General features: G+C 71.6%; 23 protein-coding genes and 1 pseudogene. 18 read left to right on the forward strand and 6 right to left on the reverse strand.

Annotated features, from left to right (window positions below):
• On the forward strand, window positions 1-496 hold a 496-nt coding region (locus ACFRFC_RS29250), incomplete at its 5' end, for a nucleotidyltransferase (protein WP_383112668.1).
• On the opposite strand, the gene ACFRFC_RS29255 is transcribed toward ACFRFC_RS29250, so the two are convergent.
• The 4 genes from ACFRFC_RS29255 to ACFRFC_RS29270 all read right to left on the reverse strand — a co-directional run bounded on the left by ACFRFC_RS29255 (window position 451) and on the right by ACFRFC_RS29270 (window position 4,401).
• Window positions 451-1,467 (reverse strand): heme A synthase, encoded by a 1,017-nt coding sequence (locus ACFRFC_RS29255; protein ID WP_382690949.1) that lies wholly within the window; start codon window positions 1,465-1,467, stop codon window positions 451-453. The genes ACFRFC_RS29250 and ACFRFC_RS29255 overlap by 46 nt on opposite strands.
• Window positions 1,468-1,712: 245 nt before the next feature.
• Window positions 1,713-2,519, reverse strand: coding sequence for an ABC transporter permease (locus ACFRFC_RS29260; protein WP_382690651.1), 807 nt, complete (start codon window positions 2,517-2,519; stop codon window positions 1,713-1,715).
• Window positions 2,516-3,439 (reverse strand): ABC transporter ATP-binding protein, encoded by a 924-nt coding sequence (locus ACFRFC_RS29265; RefSeq protein WP_382690653.1) that lies wholly within the window; start codon window positions 3,437-3,439, stop codon window positions 2,516-2,518. The genes ACFRFC_RS29260 and ACFRFC_RS29265 overlap by 4 nt, the downstream gene beginning before the upstream one ends.
• Window positions 3,440-3,567: 128 nt before the next feature.
• Entirely contained in the window at window positions 3,568-4,401 is an 834-nt protein-coding gene (locus ACFRFC_RS29270; RefSeq protein WP_382690655.1) for an aminoglycoside N(3)-acetyltransferase, read from the reverse strand.
• 173 nt (window positions 4,402-4,574) lie between these two features.
• On the opposite strand from ACFRFC_RS29270, the gene ACFRFC_RS29275 reads away from it, so the two are divergent.
• From ACFRFC_RS29275 to ACFRFC_RS29335, 13 genes are all read left to right on the forward strand, one after another.
• The gene (locus ACFRFC_RS29275; RefSeq protein WP_382690657.1) at window positions 4,575-5,303 is read left to right on the forward strand and encodes a helix-turn-helix transcriptional regulator; all 729 of its coding nucleotides are present in this window, start codon (window positions 4,575-4,577) and stop codon (window positions 5,301-5,303) included.
• Complete coding sequence (gene sufB / locus ACFRFC_RS29280) at window positions 5,300-6,721, forward strand: Fe-S cluster assembly protein SufB (RefSeq protein WP_382690658.1); 1,422 nt, start codon at window positions 5,300-5,302, stop codon at window positions 6,719-6,721. The genes ACFRFC_RS29275 and sufB overlap by 4 nt, the downstream gene beginning before the upstream one ends.
• Window positions 6,722-6,818: 97 nt before the next feature.
• A complete protein-coding gene (gene sufD / locus ACFRFC_RS29285) occupies window positions 6,819-8,003 on the forward strand; it encodes a Fe-S cluster assembly protein SufD (protein ID WP_382690660.1) in 1,185 nt (394 codons plus the stop codon).
• A complete protein-coding gene (locus ACFRFC_RS29290) occupies window positions 8,000-8,320 on the forward strand; it encodes a bifunctional 3-phenylpropionate/cinnamic acid dioxygenase ferredoxin subunit (RefSeq protein WP_382690662.1) in 321 nt (106 codons plus the stop codon). Before sufD ends, ACFRFC_RS29290 begins: the two co-directional genes overlap by 4 nt.
• 7 nt (window positions 8,321-8,327) lie before the next feature.
• Window positions 8,328-9,092 carry a Fe-S cluster assembly ATPase SufC gene (gene sufC / locus ACFRFC_RS29295; RefSeq protein ID WP_382690664.1) on the forward strand — a complete coding sequence of 255 codons (765 nt, stop codon included), beginning with the start codon at window positions 8,328-8,330 and terminating at the stop codon, window positions 9,090-9,092.
• A 2-nt stretch (window positions 9,093-9,094) separates the two neighbouring features.
• Window positions 9,095-10,357: a cysteine desulfurase gene (locus ACFRFC_RS29300; protein ID WP_382690952.1), complete on the forward strand. Its 1,263-nt coding sequence runs from the start codon at window positions 9,095-9,097 to the stop codon at window positions 10,355-10,357.
• A 16-nt stretch (window positions 10,358-10,373) separates the two neighbouring features.
• The gene (gene sufU, locus ACFRFC_RS29305) at window positions 10,374-10,877 is read left to right on the forward strand and encodes a Fe-S cluster assembly sulfur transfer protein SufU (protein ID WP_382690666.1); all 504 of its coding nucleotides are present in this window, start codon (window positions 10,374-10,376) and stop codon (window positions 10,875-10,877) included.
• Window positions 10,874-11,206 carry a metal-sulfur cluster assembly factor gene (locus ACFRFC_RS29310; RefSeq protein ID WP_365313571.1) on the forward strand — a complete coding sequence of 111 codons (333 nt, stop codon included), beginning with the start codon at window positions 10,874-10,876 and terminating at the stop codon, window positions 11,204-11,206. Before sufU ends, ACFRFC_RS29310 begins: the two co-directional genes overlap by 4 nt.
• 133 nt (window positions 11,207-11,339) lie before the next feature.
• Complete coding sequence (locus ACFRFC_RS29315) at window positions 11,340-11,660, forward strand: DMT family transporter (protein WP_382690668.1); 321 nt, start codon at window positions 11,340-11,342, stop codon at window positions 11,658-11,660.
• A complete protein-coding gene (locus ACFRFC_RS29320; RefSeq protein ID WP_382690670.1) occupies window positions 11,660-12,223 on the forward strand; it encodes a TetR/AcrR family transcriptional regulator in 564 nt (187 codons plus the stop codon). The genes ACFRFC_RS29315 and ACFRFC_RS29320 overlap by 1 nt, the downstream gene beginning before the upstream one ends.
• 693 nt (window positions 12,224-12,916) lie before the next feature.
• Complete coding sequence (gene dapD / locus ACFRFC_RS29325; protein WP_382690672.1) at window positions 12,917-13,906, forward strand: 2,3,4,5-tetrahydropyridine-2,6-dicarboxylate N-succinyltransferase; 990 nt, start codon at window positions 12,917-12,919, stop codon at window positions 13,904-13,906.
• Between the two features lie 172 nt (window positions 13,907-14,078).
• Window positions 14,079-14,339 (forward strand): hypothetical protein, encoded by a 261-nt coding sequence (locus ACFRFC_RS29330; RefSeq protein ID WP_382690674.1) that lies wholly within the window; start codon window positions 14,079-14,081, stop codon window positions 14,337-14,339.
• 178 nt (window positions 14,340-14,517) lie between these two features.
• Window positions 14,518-14,718: a hypothetical protein gene (locus ACFRFC_RS29335; protein WP_382690677.1), complete on the forward strand. Its 201-nt coding sequence runs from the start codon at window positions 14,518-14,520 to the stop codon at window positions 14,716-14,718.
• A 12-nt stretch (window positions 14,719-14,730) separates the two neighbouring features.
• Here ACFRFC_RS29335 and dapA read toward each other — a convergent pair whose 3' ends face one another.
• Window positions 14,731-15,633 carry a 4-hydroxy-tetrahydrodipicolinate synthase gene (gene dapA / locus ACFRFC_RS29340; protein WP_382690679.1) on the reverse strand — a complete coding sequence of 301 codons (903 nt, stop codon included), beginning with the start codon at window positions 15,631-15,633 and terminating at the stop codon, window positions 14,731-14,733.
• A 321-nt stretch (window positions 15,634-15,954) separates the two neighbouring features.
• Between dapA and ACFRFC_RS29345 the strand changes: the two are divergent.
• From ACFRFC_RS29345 to ACFRFC_RS29360, 4 genes and pseudogenes are all read left to right on the forward strand, one after another.
• Window positions 15,955-16,672: pseudogene (locus tag ACFRFC_RS29345) on the forward strand (hypothetical protein).
• A 63-nt stretch (window positions 16,673-16,735) separates the two neighbouring features.
• A complete protein-coding gene (locus ACFRFC_RS29350) occupies window positions 16,736-17,485 on the forward strand; it encodes a hypothetical protein (protein WP_382690682.1) in 750 nt (249 codons plus the stop codon).
• Window positions 17,486-17,568: 83 nt separating this feature from the next.
• Window positions 17,569-18,222 (forward strand): ArsR/SmtB family transcription factor, encoded by a 654-nt coding sequence (locus ACFRFC_RS29355; protein ID WP_382690685.1) that lies wholly within the window; start codon window positions 17,569-17,571, stop codon window positions 18,220-18,222.
• 41 nt (window positions 18,223-18,263) lie between these two features.
• Window positions 18,264-19,040, forward strand: coding sequence for an SRPBCC domain-containing protein (locus tag ACFRFC_RS29360; RefSeq protein ID WP_382690687.1), 777 nt, complete (start codon window positions 18,264-18,266; stop codon window positions 19,038-19,040).
• A 70-nt stretch (window positions 19,041-19,110) separates the two neighbouring features.
• Here the strand turns inward: ACFRFC_RS29360 and ACFRFC_RS29365 are convergent, their stop codons facing one another.
• A complete protein-coding gene (locus ACFRFC_RS29365; RefSeq protein WP_382690689.1) occupies window positions 19,111-20,931 on the reverse strand; it encodes an endonuclease/exonuclease/phosphatase family protein in 1,821 nt (606 codons plus the stop codon).
• Window positions 20,932-21,431: the final 500 nt, after the last annotated feature.

Below are 21,431 nucleotides of genomic sequence, written 5' to 3' on the forward strand. Positions count from 1 at the left end.
GACCACCGAGGACGCCCGGCGCCGCCATCTGACCTGGGCGCAGGAACAGCTGTTCCGGCGGCCGGTCACCCCGGTCACCCGGCGTGAACTGCACAGCTTCGGGCGGGTCCTGGACGGTCTGCCGCCCGCGGGACTGCTGCCGCCGGTGCCGGACGGCGAGCTGGCCGAGTTCGTCGTCCGGGACCAGCGGGACTTCTGGCGGCCGCACGTGGACAAGGCCGCGCTGTGGACCCAGGACATCTGGGTCGATCTCGCCCTGATCACCCTGGCCCGCGCCACCGTGACCCTCAGGGACGGCCGGCTGATCTCCAAGCGCGAGGCCCTCGCCCTGCTGCCCGAACTGGGCGCCCCCGCCGAGGTGGTCGCGGACATCGAGCACCGCCGCTACGGCGGACCGCGCCCCGCGCCCGACCCCGGCTGGACCGGCCGCCGGGCCGGCCTGACCCGGGCCTACCTGGGCCCGGCGATCGACGCGCTGGTCGCCTCGTACGCCTGAGGCCCCGGCACCGGCACCTGCGCGAGATCGGCCTCGGCCGGGCGCTCGCGCAGGGCCAGCAGCACCCGCAGGGTGGCGATCCACACCAGGCACGAGCCCAGCATGTGCGCGCCCACCAGGACCTCGGGAAGGTCCGTGAAGTACTGGATGTAGCCGATCACACCCTGCGCGAGCAGGATCAGGAACAGGTCCCGGGTGCGGTTCAGCGGGCCCTTGGGCGCGTCCACCGCCCTCAGGACGAACCACAGGGCGAAGGTCAGGGTCACCACGATCCACGCCAGCACCGAGTGCAGCCGGGTGACGTCCTCCCACGGCACGTCCATGCGCGGTACGTCGCTGGAGTCACCGGCGTGCGGGCCCGCGCCGGTGACGACCGTGCCCACCGCGATCAGCAGCACGGTCACGGCCACCAGGACCCACACCAGCTGCCGCACCACCTTGCCGACCAGCGGACGCGGCGGCGTCTCGCCCTCGCGGGTGCGCTGCCACATCACGGTGGCGACCGCGATCAGGGCGGTGGACAGCAGGAAGTGCAGGGCGACCGTGTACGGGTTGAGGCCGACCAGCACGACGATGCCGCCGAGCACGGCGTTGCCCATCACCACCCAGAACTGGGTCCAGCCCAGCCGGGTCAGATCGGGCCGGCCCGGCTTGACCGAGCGGGCGGCGATGATCGCCCAGCCGACGGCGGCGCACAGCACATAGGTCAGCAGCCGGTTGCCGAACTCGATCACACCGTGCAGACCCATCTCCCGGGTCGCGGTGAGCGAGTCGTCCGTGCACTTGGGCCAGGTCGGGCAGCCGAGGCCGGAGCCGGTGAGCCGGACGGCGCCGCCGGTCACGACGATGACGACGGCCATGACGAGGGCGGCGAGCGCGGCCCGCTGGAGGGTCCGCGGGGTGGGCGTCCAGCGCGCGGCGATGAAGGCGAGGGGGTTGCGCACGGCGGCTCGGGTGTCCGCACGGGTCAGCTTTGGCACGGGGCCATCGTAGAAGGCGGCTTGTGCACGCGTTCACGAGGGGCCCGTCCGGGGCGGGGCGCCAGGGCGTGTCCGACAATTCCCGTCTGCCCCGCGACGCCGTGCACGCACTCTCGCCGCACGGGGCACAAGCCCACGTACAACCAGTACGAGGGCTCGTGCCCGGCACGCCGAGAGCACGCACCTGACGCCGCGGCGCCGCCCTCCGGGCGACGACGGGAATTGTCAGACACGCCCTACTCCCAGCGGAAGAACCGGCCGGCCGCGGCCAGCCCCAGCACCGCCCACACGGCGAGGATCCCGAGGTTCCCCCAGGGCATCCCGGCCCCGTCCTGGAGCACGTCCCGCAGCCCGTCGGACAGGGCGCTGATGGGCAGCAGACCCAGAACGTCCTGCGCGCCCTGCGGGAAGCGGTCCAGCGGCACGATCACCCCGCCGCCGACCAGCAGCAGCAGGAAGACCAGGTTCGCGGCGGCGAGCGTCGCCTCCGCCTTGAGGGTGCCCGCCATCAGCAGCCCGAGCCCGGAGAACGCGGCCGTGCCGAGCAGGAGCAGCAGGATCACGGCCGCCGCATTGCCCTGCGGCGACCAGCCAAGCGCGAGCGCGATCACCGTCACCAGAAGCACCTGGAGCACCTCGGTGACCAGTACCGCCAGCGTCTTCGCGGTCATCAGGCCCCAGCGGGGCAGCGGCGAGGACGCGAGCCGCTTCAGCACGCCGTAGCGCCGCTCGAAGCCGGTCGCGATGGCCTGGCCGGTGAACGCCGTCGACATCACCGCGAGCGCCAGGATGCCGGGCGCGAGGAAGTCGACGGGCTCGCCCGCGCCGGTGTCCACGACGTCGACCGTGCTGAACAGCACCAGCAGCAGGGTCGGGATGATCACCGTCAGCAGCAGTTGTTCGCCGTTGCGCAGCAGCATCCGGGTCTCCAGCACCGCCTGCGCCGCGATCATGCGCGGGAGCGGGGCGGCGCCGGGCCGGGGGGCGTACGCACCCGAGCCCGTACCTGTGCCCGCACCCGTGCCCGTGTCCGTGGCGGTCATCCGCGCAGCTCCTTGCCGGTCAGTTCCAGGAAGACGTCTTCGAGGGTGTGCCGTTCCACCGAGATGCCCTCCGGCATCACGCCGTGCTGGGCGCACCAGGAGGTGACCGTCGCCAGCAGTTGCGGATCGACCTTGCCGGTGACCCGGTAGGAGCCCGGCGTCAGCTCCGCCGCCGCGCTGTCCGCGGGGAGCGCCTTGAGCAGCGAGGCGACGTCGAGGCCGGGGCGGCCGGTGAAGCGCAGGGTGTTCTCGGCGCCGCCGCGGCACAGCTCCTCGGGGGTGCCCTGGGCGATGACCCGTCCGGCGTCGAGGATGACGACATCGTCGGCGAGCTGCTCGGCCTCGTCCATGTGGTGGGTCGTGAGGATCACGCGGACGCCGTCGGCGCGCAGGTCCCGGACCAGGTCCCAGGTGGCGCGGCGGGCCTGCGGGTCGAGTCCGGCGGTGGGCTCGTCCAGGAACACCAGCTCGGGGCGGCCGACGACGGCCATCGCGAGGGCGAGCCGCTGCCGCTGGCCGCCGGAGAGCCGGCGGTAGGCGGTCCGGCCGCAGGAGCCGAGGCCGAGCCGCTCGATCAGGGCGTCCACGTCCAGCGGATGCGCGTGCAGCCGGGCGACATGGCGGAGCATCTCCTCCGCGCGGGCGCCGGAGTAGACCCCGCCGCTCTGGAGCATCACCCCGATCCGGGGGCGCAGCGCCCGCGCGTCCCGGACCGGGTCCAGGCCGAGCACCCGCACGCTCCCGGAGTCCGGCCTGCGGTACCCCTCGCACATCTCGACCGTGGTCGTCTTCCCGGCGCCGTTGGGACCGAGCACGGCGGTCACCGGGGCCGCGGCCACCAGGTCGAGCCGGTCCACCGCGGTCCTGCCGCCGTACCGCTTCACCAAGGCGTCGACCTGGACCACCGGCTCACTTCGCATGGGTCCAGAGTCTAGGTACCGCGCCGGGCGCCCCGGACGGGCGGGTGCCGGACGTACGGGGGTACGGGGGGCGCGTGCGGGGCCCCAGGCCCCTGTGGTGGGACCTCCGCGGCATCGCGGGGGAGCCCTCATCCCAGGTCGCGCGGCTCCTCGTCCGTCTCGCGCGGGCGATGGGTGGCCAGCCACTGCTCGGCGTACGCCACGGCGTCCGCGACCGGGAACAGCCGGGTCTCGGCGGCGCCCACCGTGCCCCGCACGACCGGGCGGTCCCGCTCGAAGTCGTGGCCGAGTTCGTCGAAGCGGTCGGAGGTGATGGAGACCTCTGTCACCTCCTCCCAGCCGCCGGGTGCCGGGCGGCCGACCCGCACGCGGGGCGCGGGGATGCGGTACTCGGCGAGATGGAAGCTGGTGCAGGAGTCGTAGCCGACGCCGAGCAGCAGCACCCGGGCGCCCATCGCCTCCAGGCGGGCCAGCGGGCTGTGCTCGCCGAGGCGGCAGTCGGTGGCGTGGCCGTCGGTGATCGCGGCGGCGCGGGGGCCGAGCGCGGCGAAGGAGGTCTGGGGGTGGGCGCTGCGCAGGGCGCCGGGCCAGTTCCGTACGGTCTCCGGGATCACGCCGACCGCCCGGGTCGGGGTGAGCCGGGGGTCGTAGGGCGGCATGCTCGCGCGGATCGTCTCCCACCACTCGGGCGGCACCGGCGGGTCGCCCCAGAGCGCCGGGTCGGAGAGATCGCCGGTCTGGGCCGGGACCACCAGCGTGCCGCGCGGGCCGAGGGCGTCGAGCAGACCCTGGACCACGGCGACCGCGCCGCCGCTGACCCAGCCCAGCGAGCTGAGGGAGGAGTGCGCGAGGAGGGTCTCGCCGCTCAGCACCCCGGCCGCGCGCAGCTGTGCGGAGACTGTGTCGCGGGTGACAAGAGGGCCGGTGGGAGGGGGTGCGGGCGGCGGGGAGGGTGCGGACATGGTTCGGCAGTCTGCTCGACGGCCGGGGCGCGCGCCACCCGTTTGGCGTCCCCGTTGATCGATCAAAGATCGTTTCCGCAGGTCATCTTAGGTTTACCTAAGTGACGCAGGGCACCGCTCACCCGTACGGACGCGGGTTGTCAGGCCCGGAGGAATTACGCAACAATGGCGTTGTGAAAAACGTCGGCGAGGCCCCGCAGGAGGAACTCGCGACCGGTGAGCGGTCCACCCGCAACCGGGTCGCGCGCTCCATCCTGCAACACGGCCCCTCGACCGCGACCGAGCTGGCCGGCCGGCTGGGCCTGACCCAGGCGGCCGTGCGCCGGCACCTCGACGCACTGCTCGCCGACGACGTCGTGGAGGCCCGCGAGCAGCGGGTGTACGGCGCCCGTACGCGCGGGCGGCCCGCCAAGGTGTTCGCCCTGACCGACTGCGGCCGGGACGCCTTCGACCAGTCCTACGACGAGCTGGCGGCCGACGCGCTGAACTGGATCGCCGAGCAGCACGGCGGCAGCGAGGCGGTCACCGCCTTCGCCCGCGCCCGGATCGCCGCCCTCGCCGACGCCTACCGCCGAGCGGTCGAGGCGGCGGACCCCGAGGAGCGCACCGAAGCGCTGGCCAAGGCCCTGAGCGCGGACGGATACGCGGCCACGGCGCGCAGCGCGCCCCAGCCCCAGCAGGGCGAGCAGCTCTGCCAGCACCACTGCCCGGTCGCCCATGTCGCCGAGCGGTTCCCGCAGCTGTGCGAGGCCGAGACGGAGCTGTTCGCCGAGCTGCTCGGGACGCACGTCCAGCGGCTGGCCACCATCGCCCACGGCGACGGCGTCTGCACGACCTTCATCCCGATGTCCACCACCCATACCAACGCATCCACCAGTACGGCCGGGAGGAACCCCGCATGACGCTCCCCACGGAGACTGCCCACCCCGAACTCGACGGTCTGGGCACGTACGAATACGGCTGGGCCGACTCCGACGTGGCCGGTGCCGCGGCGAAGCGCGGTCTGAGCGAGGACGTCGTCCGTGACATCTCCGGGAAGAAGTCCGAGCCGGAGTGGATGACCAAGCTCCGCCTCAAGGGCCTCAGGCTCTTCGAGAAGAAGCCCATGCCGAACTGGGGCTCGGATCTGTCGGGCATCGACTTCGACAACATCAAGTACTTCGTGCGCTCCACGGAGAAGCAGGCGGAGTCCTGGGAGGACCTGCCCGAGGACATCAAGAACACCTACGACAGGCTGGGCATCCCGGAGGCGGAGAAGCAGCGTCTGGTCGCCGGTGTGGCCGCCCAGTACGAGTCGGAGGTCGTCTACCACCAGATCCGCGAGGACCTGGAGGAGCAGGGCGTCATCTTCCTGGACACCGACACCGCGCTCAAGCAGCACCCGGAGCTGTTCAAGGAGTACTTCGGGACGGTCATCCCGGTCGGTGACAACAAGTTCGCCTCGCTGAACACCGCGGTGTGGTCCGGCGGCTCCTTCATCTACGTCCCGCCGGGCGTCCATGTGGAGATCCCGCTCCAGGCGTACTTCCGGATCAACACCGAGAACATGGGCCAGTTCGAGCGGACCCTGATCATCGTCGACGAGGGTGCCTATGTGCACTACGTCGAGGGCTGTACGGCCCCGATCTACAAGTCCGACTCGCTGCACAGCGCGGTCGTCGAGATCATCGTCAAGAAGAACGCCCGCTGCCGCTACACGACCATCCAGAACTGGTCGAACAACGTCTACAACCTGGTCACCAAGCGTGCCGTCGCCTACGAGGGCGCGACCATGGAGTGGGTCGACGGCAACATCGGCTCCAAGGTGACCATGAAGTACCCGGCCGTCTATCTGATGGGCGAGCACGCCAAGGGCGAGACCCTGTCCATCGCCTTCGCGGGCGAGGGCCAGCACCAGGACGCCGGCGCCAAGATGGTCCACATGGCGCCGAACACGTCGTCCAACATCGTGTCGAAGTCGGTCGCGCGCGGCGGCGGCCGTACGTCCTACCGCGGCCTGATCGAGATCGGCGAGGGTGCCTCCGGCGCCAAGTCCAACGTGCTGTGCGACGCGCTGCTGGTGGACACCATCTCCCGCTCCGACACCTACCCCTACGTCGACGTCCGCGAGGACGACGTGTCCATGGGCCACGAGGCGACCGTCTCCAAGGTCTCCGAGGACCAGCTCTTCTACCTGATGAGCCGCGGTCTGAGCGAGTTCGAGGCGATGGCGATGATCGTGCGCGGCTTCGTCGAGCCGATCGCCAAGGAACTGCCCATGGAGTACGCCCTGGAGCTGAACCGGCTGATCGAGCTCCAGATGGAAGGCGCGGTCGGTTAGGCAGCCGAGGCCGCCCCTCCCGCCCCGGCAGCGGGCGGCCCGCCTCCCGGGGCGGGCCGAAGATCGCAATCGTAAGGAAGAGAGCAGACCGACAGCCATGGCTGACGCCCAGAATATTCCGATGGGGTCCACGACCGCCGGCTCCATCGCGGTGGCCGCCGAGTCGACCGTCGCCACGCGCATGAGCGCGCCCCCGTCGTTCGACGTGGCGGACTTCCCGGTGCCGCACGGCCGCGAGGAGGAGTGGCGGTTCACCCCGCTGGAGCGCCTGCGCGGGCTGCACGACGGCACCGCCGACGCCACCGGCACCGGCGTGAAGGTCGCCGTCGACGCCCCCGAGGGCGTCACCGTCGAGACCGTCGGCCGCGACGACGCCCGGCTCGGCCGGGCCGGCACCCCCGTCGACCGCGTCGCCGCCCAGGCGTACTCGGCGTTCGAGCAGGCGGGGATCGTCACCGTCCCCAAGGACACCCGGCTCACCGAGCCGATCCGGATCACCGTGCACGGCGAGGGCGGGGTCGGCTACGCCCACCAGATCGTCGAGCTGGGCGCGTTCGCCGAGGCGCTGGTCGTCATCGACCACACCGGCGACGCGGTGCTCGCCGCCAACGTCGAGTACGTCCTCGGTGACGGCGCCAAGCTCACCGTGGTCTCCGTCCAGGACTGGGACGACAAGAGCGTGCACGTCGCCCAGCACAACGCCCTGATCGGCCGCGACGCCACCTTCAAGTCCGTGATCGTCACCTTCGGCGGCGACGTCGTACGGCTGCACCCGCGCGTCACCTACGCGGGCACCGGCGGCGAGGCCGAGCTGTTCGGCCTGTACTTCACCGACGCCGGACAGCACCAGGAGCACCGCCTGCTGGTCGATCACAACGTCCCGCACTGCAAGTCCAACGTCGTCTACAAGGGCGCCCTCCAGGGTGAGGCCGCCCACGCGGTGTGGATCGGTGACGTGCTGATCGAGGCCAGGGCCGAGGGCACCGACACCTACGAGATGAACCGCAACCTGGTCCTCACCGACGGCGCCCGGGTCGACTCCGTGCCCAACCTGGAGATCGAGACCGGTGAGATCGTCGGCGCCGGGCACGCCTCCGCCACCGGCCGCTTCGACGACGAGCAGCTGTTCTATCTGATGGCCCGCGGCATCCAGGAGCAGGACGCCCGCCGCCTGGTGGTGCGCGGCTTCTTCGCGGAGCTGGTCCAGCAGATCGGCATCGCGGACATCGAGGAGCGCCTCCTCGCCCGCATCGAGCAGGAGCTTGAGGCGGCGGTCGCATGACCACCTTCGTCCGCGCGTGCGCGCTGAGCGAGCTGGAGGAGGACACCCCCAAGCGGGTGGAACTCGACGGCACGCCGGTCTCGCTCGTGCACACCGAGGGCGAGGTGTTCGCCATCAACGACATCTGCTCGCACGCGAACGTCTCCCTCTCCGAGGGCGAGGTGGAGGACTGCGCCATCGAATGCTGGCTGCACGGCTCCACCTTCGACCTGCGCACCGGCAAGCCGTCCGGCCTGCCCGCCACCCGCCCCGTCCCCGTATATCCCGTAAAGATCGAAGGGGACGATGTGCTCGTCTCCCTCACCCAGGAGTCCTGAGGCACCCATGGCAACGCTTGAAATCCGAGACCTGCACGTCACCGTCGAGGCCGACAACGCCACGAAGGAGATCCTCAAGGGCGTCGATCTCACCGTGAAGCAGGGCGAGACGCACGCCATCATGGGCCCCAACGGCTCGGGCAAGTCGACCCTCGCCTACTCGCTGGCCGGCCACCCGAAGTACACGATCACCAGTGGCAGCGTGCTGCTCGACGGCGAGGACGTCCTGGAGATGTCCGTCGACGAACGCGCCCGCGCCGGCCTGTTCCTGGCGATGCAGTACCCGGTCGAGGTCCCCGGCGTCTCGGTCTCCAACTTCCTGCGCACCTCCGCCACCGCGATCCGCGGCGAGGCCCCCAAGCTGCGCACCTGGGTGAAGGAGGTCCGCGAGGCCATGGAGCGCCTCAACATGGACCCCGCCTTCGCCGAGCGCAATGTCAACGAGGGCTTCTCCGGCGGCGAGAAGAAGCGCCACGAGATCCTCCAGCTCGAACTGCTCAAGCCGAAGATCGCGATCCTCGACGAGACCGACTCCGGCCTCGACGTGGACGCGCTGCGGGTGGTCTCCGAGGGCGTCAACCGGGTCCGCGAGAGCGGCGAGGTCGGCACCCTGCTGATCACCCACTACACGCGCATCCTGCGCTACATCAAGCCCGACCACGTCCACGTCTTCGCGGGCGGCCGGATCGCCGAGTCCGGCGGCCCCGAGCTGGCGGACAAGCTGGAGAACGAGGGCTACGAGGCATACGTGAAGGGTGGCGCATCCGCGTGACACTGCCCGGCCATGGGCTCTTTGGCCTTCTCGACACCGAGGCGATCCGCAAGGACTTCCCGATCCTGGACCGCCAGGTCCACGACGGCAAGAAGCTCGTGTACCTGGACAACGCGGCGACCTCGCAGAAGCCGCGCCAGGTGCTGGACGCCCTGAGCGAGTACTACGAGCGCTACAACGCCAATGTCCACCGCGGTGTGCATGTGCTCGCCGAAGAGGCCACGGCGCTGTACGAGGGCGCGCGGGACAAGGTCGCCGACTTCATCAACGCCCCCAGCCGGGACGAGGTGATCTTCACCAAGAACGCCTCCGAATCGCTGAACCTGGTGGCGAACATGCTCGGCTGGGCCGACGAGCCCTACCGGGTGGACGCGGACACCGAGATCGTCATCACGGAGATGGAGCACCACTCCAACATCGTCCCCTGGCAGCTGCTCTCGCAGCGCACGGGCGCGAAGCTGAAGTGGTTCGGCCTCACCGACGACGGCCGGCTCGACCTGTCCGACCTCGACGAGATCATCACCGAGAAGACGAAGATCGTGTCTTTCGTGCTGGTCTCCAACATCCTGGGCACGGTCAACCCGGTCGAGGCGATCGTGCGCCGGGCGCAGCAGGTCGGCGCGCTGGTCTGCATCGACGCCTCGCAGGCCGCGCCGCACATGCCGCTGGACGTGCAGTCCCTCCAGGCCGACTTCGTGGCCTTCACCGGCCACAAGATGTGCGCCCCGACCGGCATCGGCGTGCTGTGGGGCCGCCAGGAGCTGCTGGAGGACCTGCCCCCGTTCCTCGGCGGCGGCGAGATGATCGAGACGGTGTCCATGCACTCCTCGACCTACGCGCCCGCGCCGCACAAGTTCGAGGCGGGCACCCCGCCGATCGCCCAGGCGGTCGGGCTGGGCGCGGCGATCGACTATCTCGACGCGATCGGCATGGACAAGGTCCTCGCCCATGAGCACGCGCTGACCGAGTACGCGGTCAAGCGGCTGCTGGAGGTCCCCGACCTCAGGATCATCGGCCCCACCACGGCCGAGGACCGGGGCGCGGCGATCTCCTTCACCCTCGGCGACATCCACCCGCACGACGTGGGCCAGGTACTGGACGAACAGGGCATCGCGGTCCGGGTCGGCCACCACTGCGCCCGTCCCGTCTGCCTGCGGTACGGAATTCCCGCGACCACGCGAGCGTCGTTCTATCTGTACTCCACGCCGGCCGAGATCGACGCTCTGGTCGACGGCCTGGAGCACGTACGGAACTTCTTCGGCTGAGGGGCGTGCTGAAACGGTGAAGCTGGACTCGATGTACCAGGAAGTCATCCTGGACCACTACAAGCACCCGCACGGGCGTGGTCTCAGGGATGGCGACGCCGAGGTGCACCATGTGAACCCGACGTGCGGCGACGAGATCACCCTGCGGGTGAAGTACGCCGGCAGCACGGTCGAGGACGTCTCCTACGAGGGACAGGGCTGCTCGATCAGCCAGGCGAGCGCCTCCGTGCTGAACGAACTGCTGGTCGGCAAGGACCTGGCCGAGGCGCAGAAGATCCAGGAGACCTTCCTGGAGCTGATGCAGTCCAAGGGCAGGATCGAGCCGGACGACGCCATGGAGGAGGTGCTGGAGGACGCGGTCGCGTTCGCCGGTGTCTCCAAGTACCCGGCCCGGGTCAAGTGCGCGCTGCTGAGCTGGATGGCGTGGAAGGACGCGACGGCCCAGGCACTGGGTTCCGCCGCCGCTGACGCCTCCGGCGCCCCTGACGCCCCTGACGCCCCTGAAAGGAAGACGGCATGACCGAGACCATCGAGATGAAGCCGGCCTCGGAGGAGGAACTCCGCGAGGCCCTGATGGACGTCGTGGACCCCGAGCTGGGCATCGACGTCGTCAACCTCGGCCTGATCTACGGCATCCACGTCGACGACTCGAACGTGGCCACCGTGGACATGACCCTGACCTCCGCGGCCTGTCCGCTGACCGACGTCATCGAGGACCAGGCCAAGTCCGCCACGGACGGCCTGGTCAGCGAGTTGCGCATCAATTGGGTGTGGATGCCGCCATGGGGCCCGGACAAGATCACGGACGACGGACGTGAGCAGCTGCGGGCGCTGGGCTTCAACGTCTGACCCGACCCGTACGACCGTTTTCCGACCGTTTTGCCGCACGGCCCCCGGTGCTCCTTCGCCGGGGGCCGTCGCCGTGTTTCCCGCATCGCCCTCGTTGTGTACGCCCGTACATATCATCTGTACGCTCGTCCATATGGGTTTCCTTCTCCTCGCCGGGGCCATCGCCGCCGAGATCGCCGCGACCACCTCCATGAAGTACAGCCATGGGTTCACGAGGCTGTGGCCGTCGGTGATCACCGCCGTCGGGTATCTCGTGGCGTTCACACTGCTCGCCCAGACGCTGAAGACGATCTCCGTGGGCACCGCCTACGCGATCTGGTCCGGCGCCGGGACCGCCGTCATCGCGCTGATCGGCGCGGTGTTCCTCGGGGAGGGGATGACCCTGGCCAAGGCCGCCGGGATCGCGCTGATCATCGTCGGGGTCGTGGTGCTCAACCTCGGCGGCGCGCACTGATGGCCCGCCGCTACGACCCCGGGCGCCGCCAGCGGATCATCGACGCGGCGATCCGGGTCGCGGGCGACAAGGGCCTCGCCGGGCTGAGCCACCGCACGGTCGCCGCCGAGGCGGACGTCCCGCTCGGCTCGACCACGTACCACTTCAAGACCCTGGACGAGCTGCTGATCGCCGCGCTGCGCCAGTGCAACGAGGGCTTCGCCGCGGTGATGGCCGCGCACCGCTCCCTGCTCGACCCCGGCACCGACCTGGCCGCCGGACTCGCCGCCGTGCTCGGCGCGTGGCTCGCGGGGGAGCGGACCGGGGTGGAACTGGAGTACGAGCTGTATCTGGCCGCCCTGCGCCGCCCGGCCCTGCGCCCGGTCGCCGCGGAGTGGACGGACGCGGTGACCGGGGTGCTCGCCCCCCGCATGGACCCGGCGACCGCCCGCGCGGTCGCCGCCCTGATGGACGGCGTCTGCCTTCAGGTGCTGCTCACGGACACCCCCTACGACGAGGGGTACGCGCGGGAGATGCTGGGGCGGGTCATCGGGCCGTCGGCGGGCGCTGCGGGCGCGGGGTGAGTTGGCTTCTGGGCTGGTCGGTGCGTGCCGGTCGGGATGACCTGGGTGTGGGTTGGCGCCCTGTCGGTCGGGATGCCTTGGGTGGGGGTCGGCGTGTGCCGGTCGGGACGAGGTCCGGGCTGGTCGGCGGCCGCCGGACGAATTGCCTGCGCGTGGGTCGGCGCCTGCCGTAGGGGACGGCTTCCGGGCGTGTTGGCGCCCGCCGGTCGAGGCGTCCTGGGTGTGGGTCGGCGCCTGCCCGTTGAGGCGCCCTGCGGGTGGGTCGCCGCCCGCCGGTCGGGACGGCTTCCGGGCTGGTCGGTGCCTGCCGGTCGGGACGGCTCGGGCGTGGGTCGGCGCCTGCCGGATGGGACGCCCTGCGTGTGGGTCGGGGCCCGCCAGTTGAGGCGCCCGCCGTATGGGACGGCTTCCGGGCTGGTCGGCGCCCCCCCCGGTTGAGGCGTCCTGGGTGGCGCCCCCGGTTGAGGCGCCCTGCGTGTGGGTTGGCGCCTGCCGGTTGAGGCGCCCTGCGTGTGGGTCGGCGCCTGCTGGATGGGACGTGCTCCGTGTGGCTCGGCGCCCCCCGGTTGAGGAGCCCTGCCTGTGGGGCGGTGCCCGCCGGTCGGGACGTCCCCCGCGTGGGTCGGCGACCGGCCGATGAGACGCCCCCGGGCTGGTTGGCGGGCGTGGGGTGTGGGCGGTTAGGTTGCCCTCATGACCGACACGACTGCATCCCGTACCACCGGTGCCCTGGCCACCGGGCTCGCCACGATCGCCGCCGACGGCACCGTTCTCGACACCTGGTTCCCCGCGCCCGAGCTGTCCGCCGAACCCGGACCGGCCGGCACCGAGCGGCTCGACGCCGACCGCACCCGTGAGCTGCTCGGCGAGCACGCCGTCGCCGCGCTCGCCAAGGACGGTGTGCGCGATGTGGAGATCGTCGCGGTCCGTACGGTCATCTCCTCGCTGGACGACAAGCCGCTCGACACGCACGACGCCTATCTGCGGCTGCATCTGCTCTCGCACCGCCTGGTCAAGCCCAACGGGCAGAACCTGGACGGCATCTTCGGCCTGCTGCCGAACGTCGCCTGGACCTCGCTGGGCCCGGTCGCCGTGGACACCCTGGAGACCGTACGGCTCGCCGCCCGCGCCCGCGGCCTGCACGTCAGCGTGTTCGGCGTCGACAAGTTCCCCCGGATGACGGACTACGTGGCCCCCTCCGGCGTCCGGATCGGCGACGCCGACCGGGTGCGGCTCGGCGCCCATCTCGCCGCCGGCACCACGGTCATGCACGAGGGCTTCGTCAACTTCAACGCCGGCACGCTCGGCACCTCCATGGTCGAGGGCCGGATCGCCCAGGGCGTCATCGTCGGCGACGGCTCCGACATCGGCGGCGGCGCGTCCACCATGGGCATGCTCTCCGGCGGCGGCAAGGAGCGGGTCGCGATCGGCGAGCGCTCCCTGGTCGGCGCCGAGGCCGGCATCGGCATCGCCCTCGGCGACGACTGCGTGGTCGAGGCGGGCCTCTACCTCACCTCCGGCACCCGCGTCACCCTGCCCGACGGGCAGATCGTCAAGGCCCGCGAACTCTCCGGCGCCAGCAACATCCTCTTCCGCCGCAACTCCGTCACCGGCACCGTCGAGGCCCGCCCGAACAATGCCGACTGGGGCGGTCTCAACGACGTCCTGCACAGCCACAACTGACGCTCCCACGCCCCCGTACCCCCTCGGGGCGCCGCCCCGACGATCGTATCGATCGCCAGAAAAGGGGCCGCCGTCCGTGACCTCGCGGGGCGTTCGACCGATGAACAGGCGGACGCGGGGTTCACCCGGGTCCGACCACCTGCAAAGCGGTTGCGAGACGAGGGGCTGAGCAATGACGAACCAGCGCACGAGGAACACGGCACGCTTACTGACCGGGGCGGTCACGGCGGTCGCGGTGGGCTGGCTGTCCGGCGGCGCCGCGCACGCCGACGAAACCCACACCGACTCCCACAACGGCCAGCACGTCGGCCTGGTCAACCTCCACATCGGCCAGATCGACGACCCGGCCGAGGACGTCCTGGAACACTTCCGGCTCTTCGGCGACGAGACCACGACGGAGGGCGCCGCGGCGGCGGAGACCGCCGCCGAGTGAGACGGCCACCGCTCTCCGGCACGGCCCGGGGCCGTCCTACCGCATCGCGCGGCACGGACGGCCCCGGGCCGATTCCATCCCCCGGGCACAGCGGCGGCCCGGTGCGCGCGTCAGCGCTGGACCCCGGGAGTCGTACTCCGAGATCGTCGATCCCCGCACCGGCGAGCGGATCACCGAGGTGCGCGGCGCCGAGCTGCTTGCCTGGGGGGACGGTCGGCGACTCATCGCCCGGGAGCGGGATCCGGACGTGGCGGCGTACCGGCCGCGGCCGGTGCCGGTCACCCTCGGCAGCGACGAGACCGTGCCGCTCAGCGGCTTCCAGGAGGAGACGGCCACCTTCCCCGAACAGACCTGGCGGCCGGTGTTCGCGAGGCGGTGAGCGGGCGGGCGGTCACCACGGCTGCGCGGTGACCGCCCCGTACTCGTCCCTCAGGTCCGCGACCTGCTCCGGCCGTGCCGACCGCAGCGGCGGGCGGACCGGGCCCGCGGGCAGCCCGAGATCGCCCAGCAGGGCCTTCGCGGTGACCGTGCCGGGCAGGCCCGCCGCCATCATCGACTCGATCAGGCCCGCCGCCGCCCGCTGGAGCCGGGCCGCCCGCGCGGTGTCCCCGGCGTCGAACGCGTCCAGCACCGCCCGCAGCCGCTCCGGGATCACATTGGCGACCGTACTGACATAGCCCGCGCCGCCCACCGCGTACAGGGCGAGGATGTGCTCCTCGCAGCCCGCGTAGTACGCCAGCTCCGTGCGGGCCAGCACCTTCTGGGCGCCGAGGAAGTCGTACGAGCAGTCCTTGACGGCGACGATCCTCGGGTGCTCGGCCAGCCGCAGGACGGTGTCCGGCTCGATCCGGGTGCCGGTGCGGCCCGGGATGTCGTACAGCATCACCGGCAGCCCGCAGCCGTCGGCCACCTCCCGGACATGCGCCTCCACCGCGTCCTGCGGCGGTCTGCTGTAGTACGGGGCCACCACCAGCACCCCGTCCGCGCCCGCCTTCTCGGCCGCCCGCGCCAGCTCCACCGTGTGCCGGGTGTCGGCCGTGCCCACCCCCGCCACCACCGTGCCCCCCTCGCCCACCGCCTCCCGCACCGCCCGCACCAGCTCCGCCTTCTCCGCGTCCGAGGTGGTCGGCGACTCGCCCGTGGTGCCGGACAGCACCAGCCCGTCACACCCCCGCGCCAGCAGATGGCCGGCCAGCCGCTGCGCCCCGTCCAGATCGAGCGCCCCCGACGCGGTGAAGGGCGTGACCATCGCGCACAGGGCGCGGCCGAAGGGTGGTGCGGGAGGCAGTGTCATGCGAGCAGTGTCGGCCCGCGAACCGTGAAGCTCCACTTAAATTCTCTACGAGGTATTGATCAGCGGCGCTACGGCATCTGCGCGGGATCGGCCGTAGGCCCTCTGCCCAGCCGGGGGTCCCATGGGTCACCATGGCCGGGACGGACCATCAACCCCCGGTCATGGGAGGCGTCATGAAGCTCGGCAAGGCACTCGCCACCGGAGTCGCGGAGGAGCGGCCGGCCGGCGCGGAGGACGGCCCGTCGTCGCGGGCGACCCGCCGCGCGAAGTCGCCGAGGAGAGCACGGAAGTGACGGCCGCCGAAGAGGTACCGGCCGCGCGATGAGGCTGCGGCTTCCCGAGGAGCACCCGGCGGAGCCGCCGACCGGATACAAGATCGCCCACCCGGTGCTGTCCCACGACGGCACCCGGGCCGGGTTCACCGGCGTGTCGCTCGGCGCCGCGCGGCCGTACGGAGTGCTGGCCGACGCGTCCTGCGTCTACGGCCTGCGCCACACGGCACCGCACCGCCGCTGCGACTGCGGCTTCCACAGCGTGCACGAACGGGCCACGGCCGAGGCGCTGCTGTGCACGGCCGAGCACCGCACGGCCCTGCTGCTCGAAGTCACCGTGCTGGGCCGCTACATCCGCTTCGAGCGCGGTTTCCGGCACGCCCGCCAGCGGGTGCGCACGGCGCGGGCCGGACCCTGCGCCTGCGGTGCCGTCGCCGTCGCGCTCGCCGACGCCGGCTGGGGCCGCCCCGGCTGGGTACGCCCTTGCCCCGTCCTGCGCCGTCTGTCTGCGCGGCCGTACGTCCGTCTCGCTCGCCGCGTACGCCCGGCTGGCCGGTGACGGACTGCGGGTGATCGCCGGGCGGGCGGTCATCGGGCGGGCGGTCACCGTGGCGCGGGCCGGGCAGGAGCCGCCGGGCGAGGGGCTCGACGTGCCCGAACTGGTCGCGGAGGCGGCGCTGTTGCAGGCCCGCCTCGACTGGTTCCAGACCCAGCTGGCGCGGATGGGGAGGCCGGGGAGGCAGCAGGGGGAGACTGAGGGGGCGTGAGGGGGCCGGGTTCGGTGGGGCTTGACCTGAAGTCCGGTTGAGGGCTGAGGGTGAGTGGTGTCCATGACCGGCAGTTCCCCAGGAGGCGCCGTGCCCCGCCGTACCGACACCCTTCCCGACCTGCTGCGTCCGGAGGTCCGCGCGCCCTTCTTCAGCACCTGGCGGCTGGGCACACCCGAGCGGCAGCGGCTGGCCGTGGACGCCTTCGCCGCCACCTGGGAACGCCGGCCGTGGCCAGCGCGGGATCTGCTGTCCCACCATGTCTACCTCGGCCACGACGGCAGCACCCTGCTGCATCACGCCCAGTGGCGGAGCGTCGCCGCCTACCAGGGGTTCGCCAAGACCCGCCGCCAGGAGACCGTCGACGAGATCGACACCGCCGTCCCCGGCATCGAACGGCCGACCCTGCACCACTACCGGCGCCTGCGCAGCCTTGAGCGCGCCGCCGGGGACCTGCGGGTACCCGGGCTCATCGTCACCGTACGGATCGACTTCGAGCCCGGGGCCGCCGAGCGCCGGCCGGACTGGATCGACACCGTGGTGGGGGCGCTCACCGATGATCCGGCGGGGCATCGGGGGTTGATCTCCGCGCACTTCCATGCCTCGGACGACAGTACGCACGTCCTGAACTACGCCGAGTGGGAGAGCGACGCCGCCTATGACGTGGCGATCGCGGCGCCGGGGGAGGGGATCGGGCCGGCCTCGCGGGCCTGGGAGAGGGTGCGGACGTATCCGGGGGTGAAGGGGTTCACGGGGGAGCGGTTTCGGCATGTGCTGGGGTTGGTGCCGGGGAGTGGGGAGGGGGGCGCCTGAGCGCTGGCTGCGGGGCTCGCCCGGGGTTGGCCGAAGACTTGGTCCGTCTGGACGGAAATGGTGTTCGGTGGGAGGCTGGGGACATGCTGGACGTCACCGTGATCGAGGACCCCGAGGCCGCCGCCGTCAGTCTGGACCCCGTGCGGGCCCGGCTGCTGGCCGAGCTGGCGGGCGGCCCGGCGTCGGCGACCATGCTGGCCGGGCGGGTCGGACTGCCCCGGCAGAAGGTGAACTACCACCTGAAGGCGCTGGAGCGGCACGGCCTGGTCGAGCTGGCCGGGGAGCGCCGCAAGGGCAATGTCACCGAGCGGCTGATGCGGGCGACCGCCGCGTCGTACGTCATCTCGCCCACGGCACTGGCCGCCGTCCAGCCGGACCCCGAGCGGTTCCGGGACCAGCTCTCCGCGCGCTGGATGCTGGCGCTGGGCGCCCGGCTGGTGCGGGACGTCGGCGCGCTGATCACCGGCGCCGCGCGGGCCCGTAAACGGCTCGCGACCTTCGCGCTGGACGGGCAGGTGCGGTTCGCGTCGGCCGCCGACCGGGCCGCGTTCGTGGAGGAACTGGCGGCGGGGGTGAGCGCGTTGATCCGTAAGTACGACGCGCCGGACGCGGAGGGGGGCCGGGACCACCGGATCGTGGTCGCGGTGCATCCGGTGGTGAAGGAGGTGCCGGGGGCGGAGCGGGTCCCCGAGGGGGGTGCGGTGCTGCCGGCGCCCTCGGGGGAACTCGGACGGTAGATTCGGGGCGAGCCACACCCGTACGGTCAGGAGCCCGCGCCATGTCCAAGGAATTCGAGATCGCCCGGGAATTCGAGGTGGACGCCTCGCCCGAGCAGGTGTGGGAGGCGGTCACCACCGGTACGGGCGGCTGGCTGTGGCCGATGGACGCGCCCGAGCCGAGGGTCGGCGGCGAGGGGCCGTTCGGCTCCGAGGTGGCCGCCTGGGATCCGCCGCACCGGTACCGCAACCGGGTCCAGGACCCGGACGGGAGCGAGGGACAGTCCCTCAACCAGCTCGACTACACGATCGAGCCGCGCGACGACGGCCGCCGGGCCTGGGTGCGCTATGTGCACAGCGGCGTCTTCGTCGACGACTGGGACAACCAGTACGACGGCGCCGACAAGCACACCGACTTCTATCTGCACACCCTGCGGCAGTATCTGACCCGCTTCGGGGGCCGCCCGGTCACGGCCTTCACCGCGTTCGACGGGCCCGGGGCGGCCGGGGCGCCGGACGCCCTCGGCGCGGTGGAGCGGGCGCTCGGCCTCCCGGCGTACGCCACCGATACCGCCGGCACCGCCGGGGGCACGCGGGTCCGGGTCGCCGGGCCCGAGGGCCGCACGCTGGACGCGACCGTCGACTACCGCACCCCGTACTTCCTGGGACTGCGCACCGACGACGCCCTGATCCGGGTCTTCGGCCGCAACCGCTTCGGCCATGTCGTCGGCATGGCGGTGCACGACTTCGCCCCGGACGCCGACCCGAAGACGGTCGAGCGCGTCTGGCGGGAGTGGCTGTACGGGGTGTATGGGGTGGACGGGGTGTGCGGGGCGTAGAGGTCGTACGGGTGGGTGCGCGGCCGGCCGCACGAGGGTGCGGCCGGCCTGACTCCCGGGTGATCGGATGTCACGGGCGGAAGCGCAGCACCTGCGGGTCGTGGTCGCTGATCTGGTCGTGGAACTCGGCGTTGATGTGCACGCTGTCGTACTCGAAGTTCTCGCGGCGGATCGACGGGCTGATCAGGATCTGGTCCAGGGTCTGGCTGTTGCCGTTGAAGACGTACGAGTAACGCTCGCTCTTCGGCAGGGACTTCACCGCCGACCACAGCTCGCCCTGGCCCTCCAGGATGTCGACCGTGTCGGAGAACTCGTAGTCATTGATGTCGCCGAGGGCGATGACGTTCGCGTTCTTGTCCTTGGCCAGGATGTCCTGGACGAAGTCGTTGACCACCGTGGCCTGCTGGTGGCGCTGGGTCTCCGAGCTGCGCGTCGGGGGCTGGTACTGCGAGGTCAGATCCTGGTCGCCGCCCTTGGAGTTGAAGTGGTTGGCGATCACGAAGACCGTCTCGCCGCGGAAGACGAACTCGCCCGCCAGCGGCTTGCGACTGTCGGTGAAGGCGGTGTTCGTCGGGTCGAGCCGGCCCGGGGAGGCGGTGAGCGCCGCCTCGCCGCGCACCTTGGTCACCCCGGTCGCGGTGGTGGCGTCCCCGCCCGCGCGATCGGTGAAGGACACCCGCTCCGGGTTGAACAGGAACACCTGGCGGATGTTGGCGCCCGGCTCACCGCCGTCGGCGTTGTTCACCGGGTCGATCGAGCGCCACTCGTACGCCGGGCCGCCCGCGGCGACGATCGCGTCCGTCAGCTTCTTCAGCGTCTGGTCGGCGGCGACGGTGCCGTTGCTGGTGGCGCCGTTGTTGTCCTGGACCTCTTCCAGGGACAGGATGTCGGGCGACTGGAGGTTGTTCACGATCGCGGCGGCGTGTGCCTCGAACGTCGTGTCGCCCGGGTCCAGGTTCTCCACGTTGTACGTGGCGACGGCGAGTTCGCCGCCGTGCTGCGCGTCGGTCGTCTCACGCGCGTTCTTGCCCTGCTTCAGGGGGCCGAGCTGGTTGGCGACCAGGGTGTAGCCGCCGTACTGGTTGAAGTCCAGGGGACCGGCGGTGGTGCCGGTGAGGGTGTCACCGACGTTCGCGTCCGGGAAGTCGGCGACCGCGCCGAGCGACTGGATCTGGAGCCGCCCGGTGTTCTGCGAGGTGTACGAGCCGTAGACCGTGCCGCCGCCCGCGCCGGCGTTCTCGTTCGGCTTCACCGTCACCCACAGCTCGGTGTACGGGTCGGTGGCGCCGACCACCCGGGCGTTGGCGACCTGGACGTTCATGCCCTCCAGGGACTCGTAGTAGTCCAGGGCGTACTTCTTCGGCTGGAGCGTGAGGCCGTTGATCGAGCCGCCCGCGGCCGGGTCGCCGGCCGGGGTGTAGCGGGACGGCACCGAGCGGCTGTCGATGACGGTCGCCGCCGGGACCGGGTTGCCGCTGGAGACGACGGTGACCGTCGGGCGGCTGATCTCGGTCAGCGCCTGGTTGCCCGAGGCGGTGCCGCCGGGGACGTACTCGGTCACCAGGCCGGCGACGGTCACCGCGTCGCCGACGGCGACCTTCGGCGTGGAGGACGTGAAGACGAAGATGCCCTCGCTGGTGGCCGGGTCGGCGTCCGGGTTCGGGTCCTGGACCCAGAAGCCTCTGGAGCCGTAGGCGCGTACGCCGGTGACGATTCCGGTCACGTCGGTGACCTGCGCTCCGGCGTACGGGGATATCCGGGTCGAGCCCTGGATGTCATGGATGCGGACCGCGTCCGCGTGCGCGGGCGAGGACAGCACGAGGGTCGACGCCGCCGAGCACACGGCGGCGACGGTGAGCGCGGCGAGGCGCGCGGAAGACTTGCTCGGCAAGGGATCCCTCCGGGGACATGCGACGTACGTGAGTGCCGGGATGTTGGCGGTGGTACGGGGTGATGCGGGGGTGATGCGGGGCGTGGGGGCATGGGTGGTATGGGGGGTACGGGGGGTGGCGCGGGGGTGAGGGGGTGGGGCGGTCGTACCGGTGCGGTGATACCGGAGTACCGCCCCCCGTCGGCAAGCAACGGGGTACCGAACCCCTCGTCGGTGAACAGCTGTCCGCTCGATTTCTACGCGCGTCAATCTCCAGCCTGCCCAGGTCAGTTGTCAAGGTTTCGGCCATGGACCGGAGGCGTCGGGGAGATGAACCGGGCGGCATGGGTGGATATCCGTCTAGGCTGAGCGGCGTAACCCAGTGTCGTGCCGGAGCGACGTGACGTGTCCCTGTGGTCCATGTGTCCCTGTGGTCCGCGTATCCATGTGTCCGTGTGGTCCGTGTGGTCCGTGTGGTCCGTGTGGTCCACGTCCGTATGGCGTACGGCCTCGGCCTTCCA

Origin of the sequence: Streptomyces sp. NPDC056734, assembly GCF_042790455.1 — a bacterium.
Taxonomy (GTDB): Bacteria; Actinomycetota; Actinomycetes; order Streptomycetales; family Streptomycetaceae; genus Streptomyces.

Excerpts from the sequence above, each read along its gene's own strand:
- ACFRFC_RS29260 (WP_382690651.1), bottom strand. The coding sequence starts at position 2,519 with ATGACCGCCACGGACACGGGCACGGGTGCGGGCACAGGTACGGGCTCG.
- ACFRFC_RS29265 (WP_382690653.1), bottom strand. The coding sequence starts at position 3,439 with ATGCGAAGTGAGCCGGTGGTCCAGGTCGACGCCTTGGTGAAGCGGTAC.
- ACFRFC_RS29270 (WP_382690655.1), bottom strand. The coding sequence starts at position 4,401 with ATGTCCGCACCCTCCCCGCCGCCCGCACCCCCTCCCACCGGCCCTCTT.
- sufB (WP_382690658.1), top strand. The coding sequence starts at position 5,300 with ATGACGCTCCCCACGGAGACTGCCCACCCCGAACTCGACGGTCTGGGC.
- sufD (WP_382690660.1), top strand. The coding sequence starts at position 6,819 with ATGGCTGACGCCCAGAATATTCCGATGGGGTCCACGACCGCCGGCTCC.
- ACFRFC_RS29290 (WP_382690662.1), top strand. The coding sequence starts at position 8,000 with ATGACCACCTTCGTCCGCGCGTGCGCGCTGAGCGAGCTGGAGGAGGAC.
- sufC (WP_382690664.1), top strand. The coding sequence starts at position 8,328 with ATGGCAACGCTTGAAATCCGAGACCTGCACGTCACCGTCGAGGCCGAC.
- ACFRFC_RS29310 (WP_365313571.1), top strand. The coding sequence starts at position 10,874 with ATGACCGAGACCATCGAGATGAAGCCGGCCTCGGAGGAGGAACTCCGC.
- ACFRFC_RS29315 (WP_382690668.1), top strand. The coding sequence starts at position 11,340 with ATGGGTTTCCTTCTCCTCGCCGGGGCCATCGCCGCCGAGATCGCCGCG.
- ACFRFC_RS29320 (WP_382690670.1), top strand. The coding sequence starts at position 11,660 with ATGGCCCGCCGCTACGACCCCGGGCGCCGCCAGCGGATCATCGACGCG.
- dapD (WP_382690672.1), top strand. The coding sequence starts at position 12,917 with ATGACCGACACGACTGCATCCCGTACCACCGGTGCCCTGGCCACCGGG.
- ACFRFC_RS29330 (WP_382690674.1), top strand. The coding sequence starts at position 14,079 with ATGACGAACCAGCGCACGAGGAACACGGCACGCTTACTGACCGGGGCG.
- dapA (WP_382690679.1), bottom strand. The coding sequence starts at position 15,633 with ATGACACTGCCTCCCGCACCACCCTTCGGCCGCGCCCTGTGCGCGATG.
- ACFRFC_RS29350 (WP_382690682.1), top strand. The coding sequence starts at position 16,736 with ATGACCGGCAGTTCCCCAGGAGGCGCCGTGCCCCGCCGTACCGACACC.
- ACFRFC_RS29355 (WP_382690685.1), top strand. The coding sequence starts at position 17,569 with ATGCTGGACGTCACCGTGATCGAGGACCCCGAGGCCGCCGCCGTCAGT.
- ACFRFC_RS29360 (WP_382690687.1), top strand. The coding sequence starts at position 18,264 with ATGTCCAAGGAATTCGAGATCGCCCGGGAATTCGAGGTGGACGCCTCG.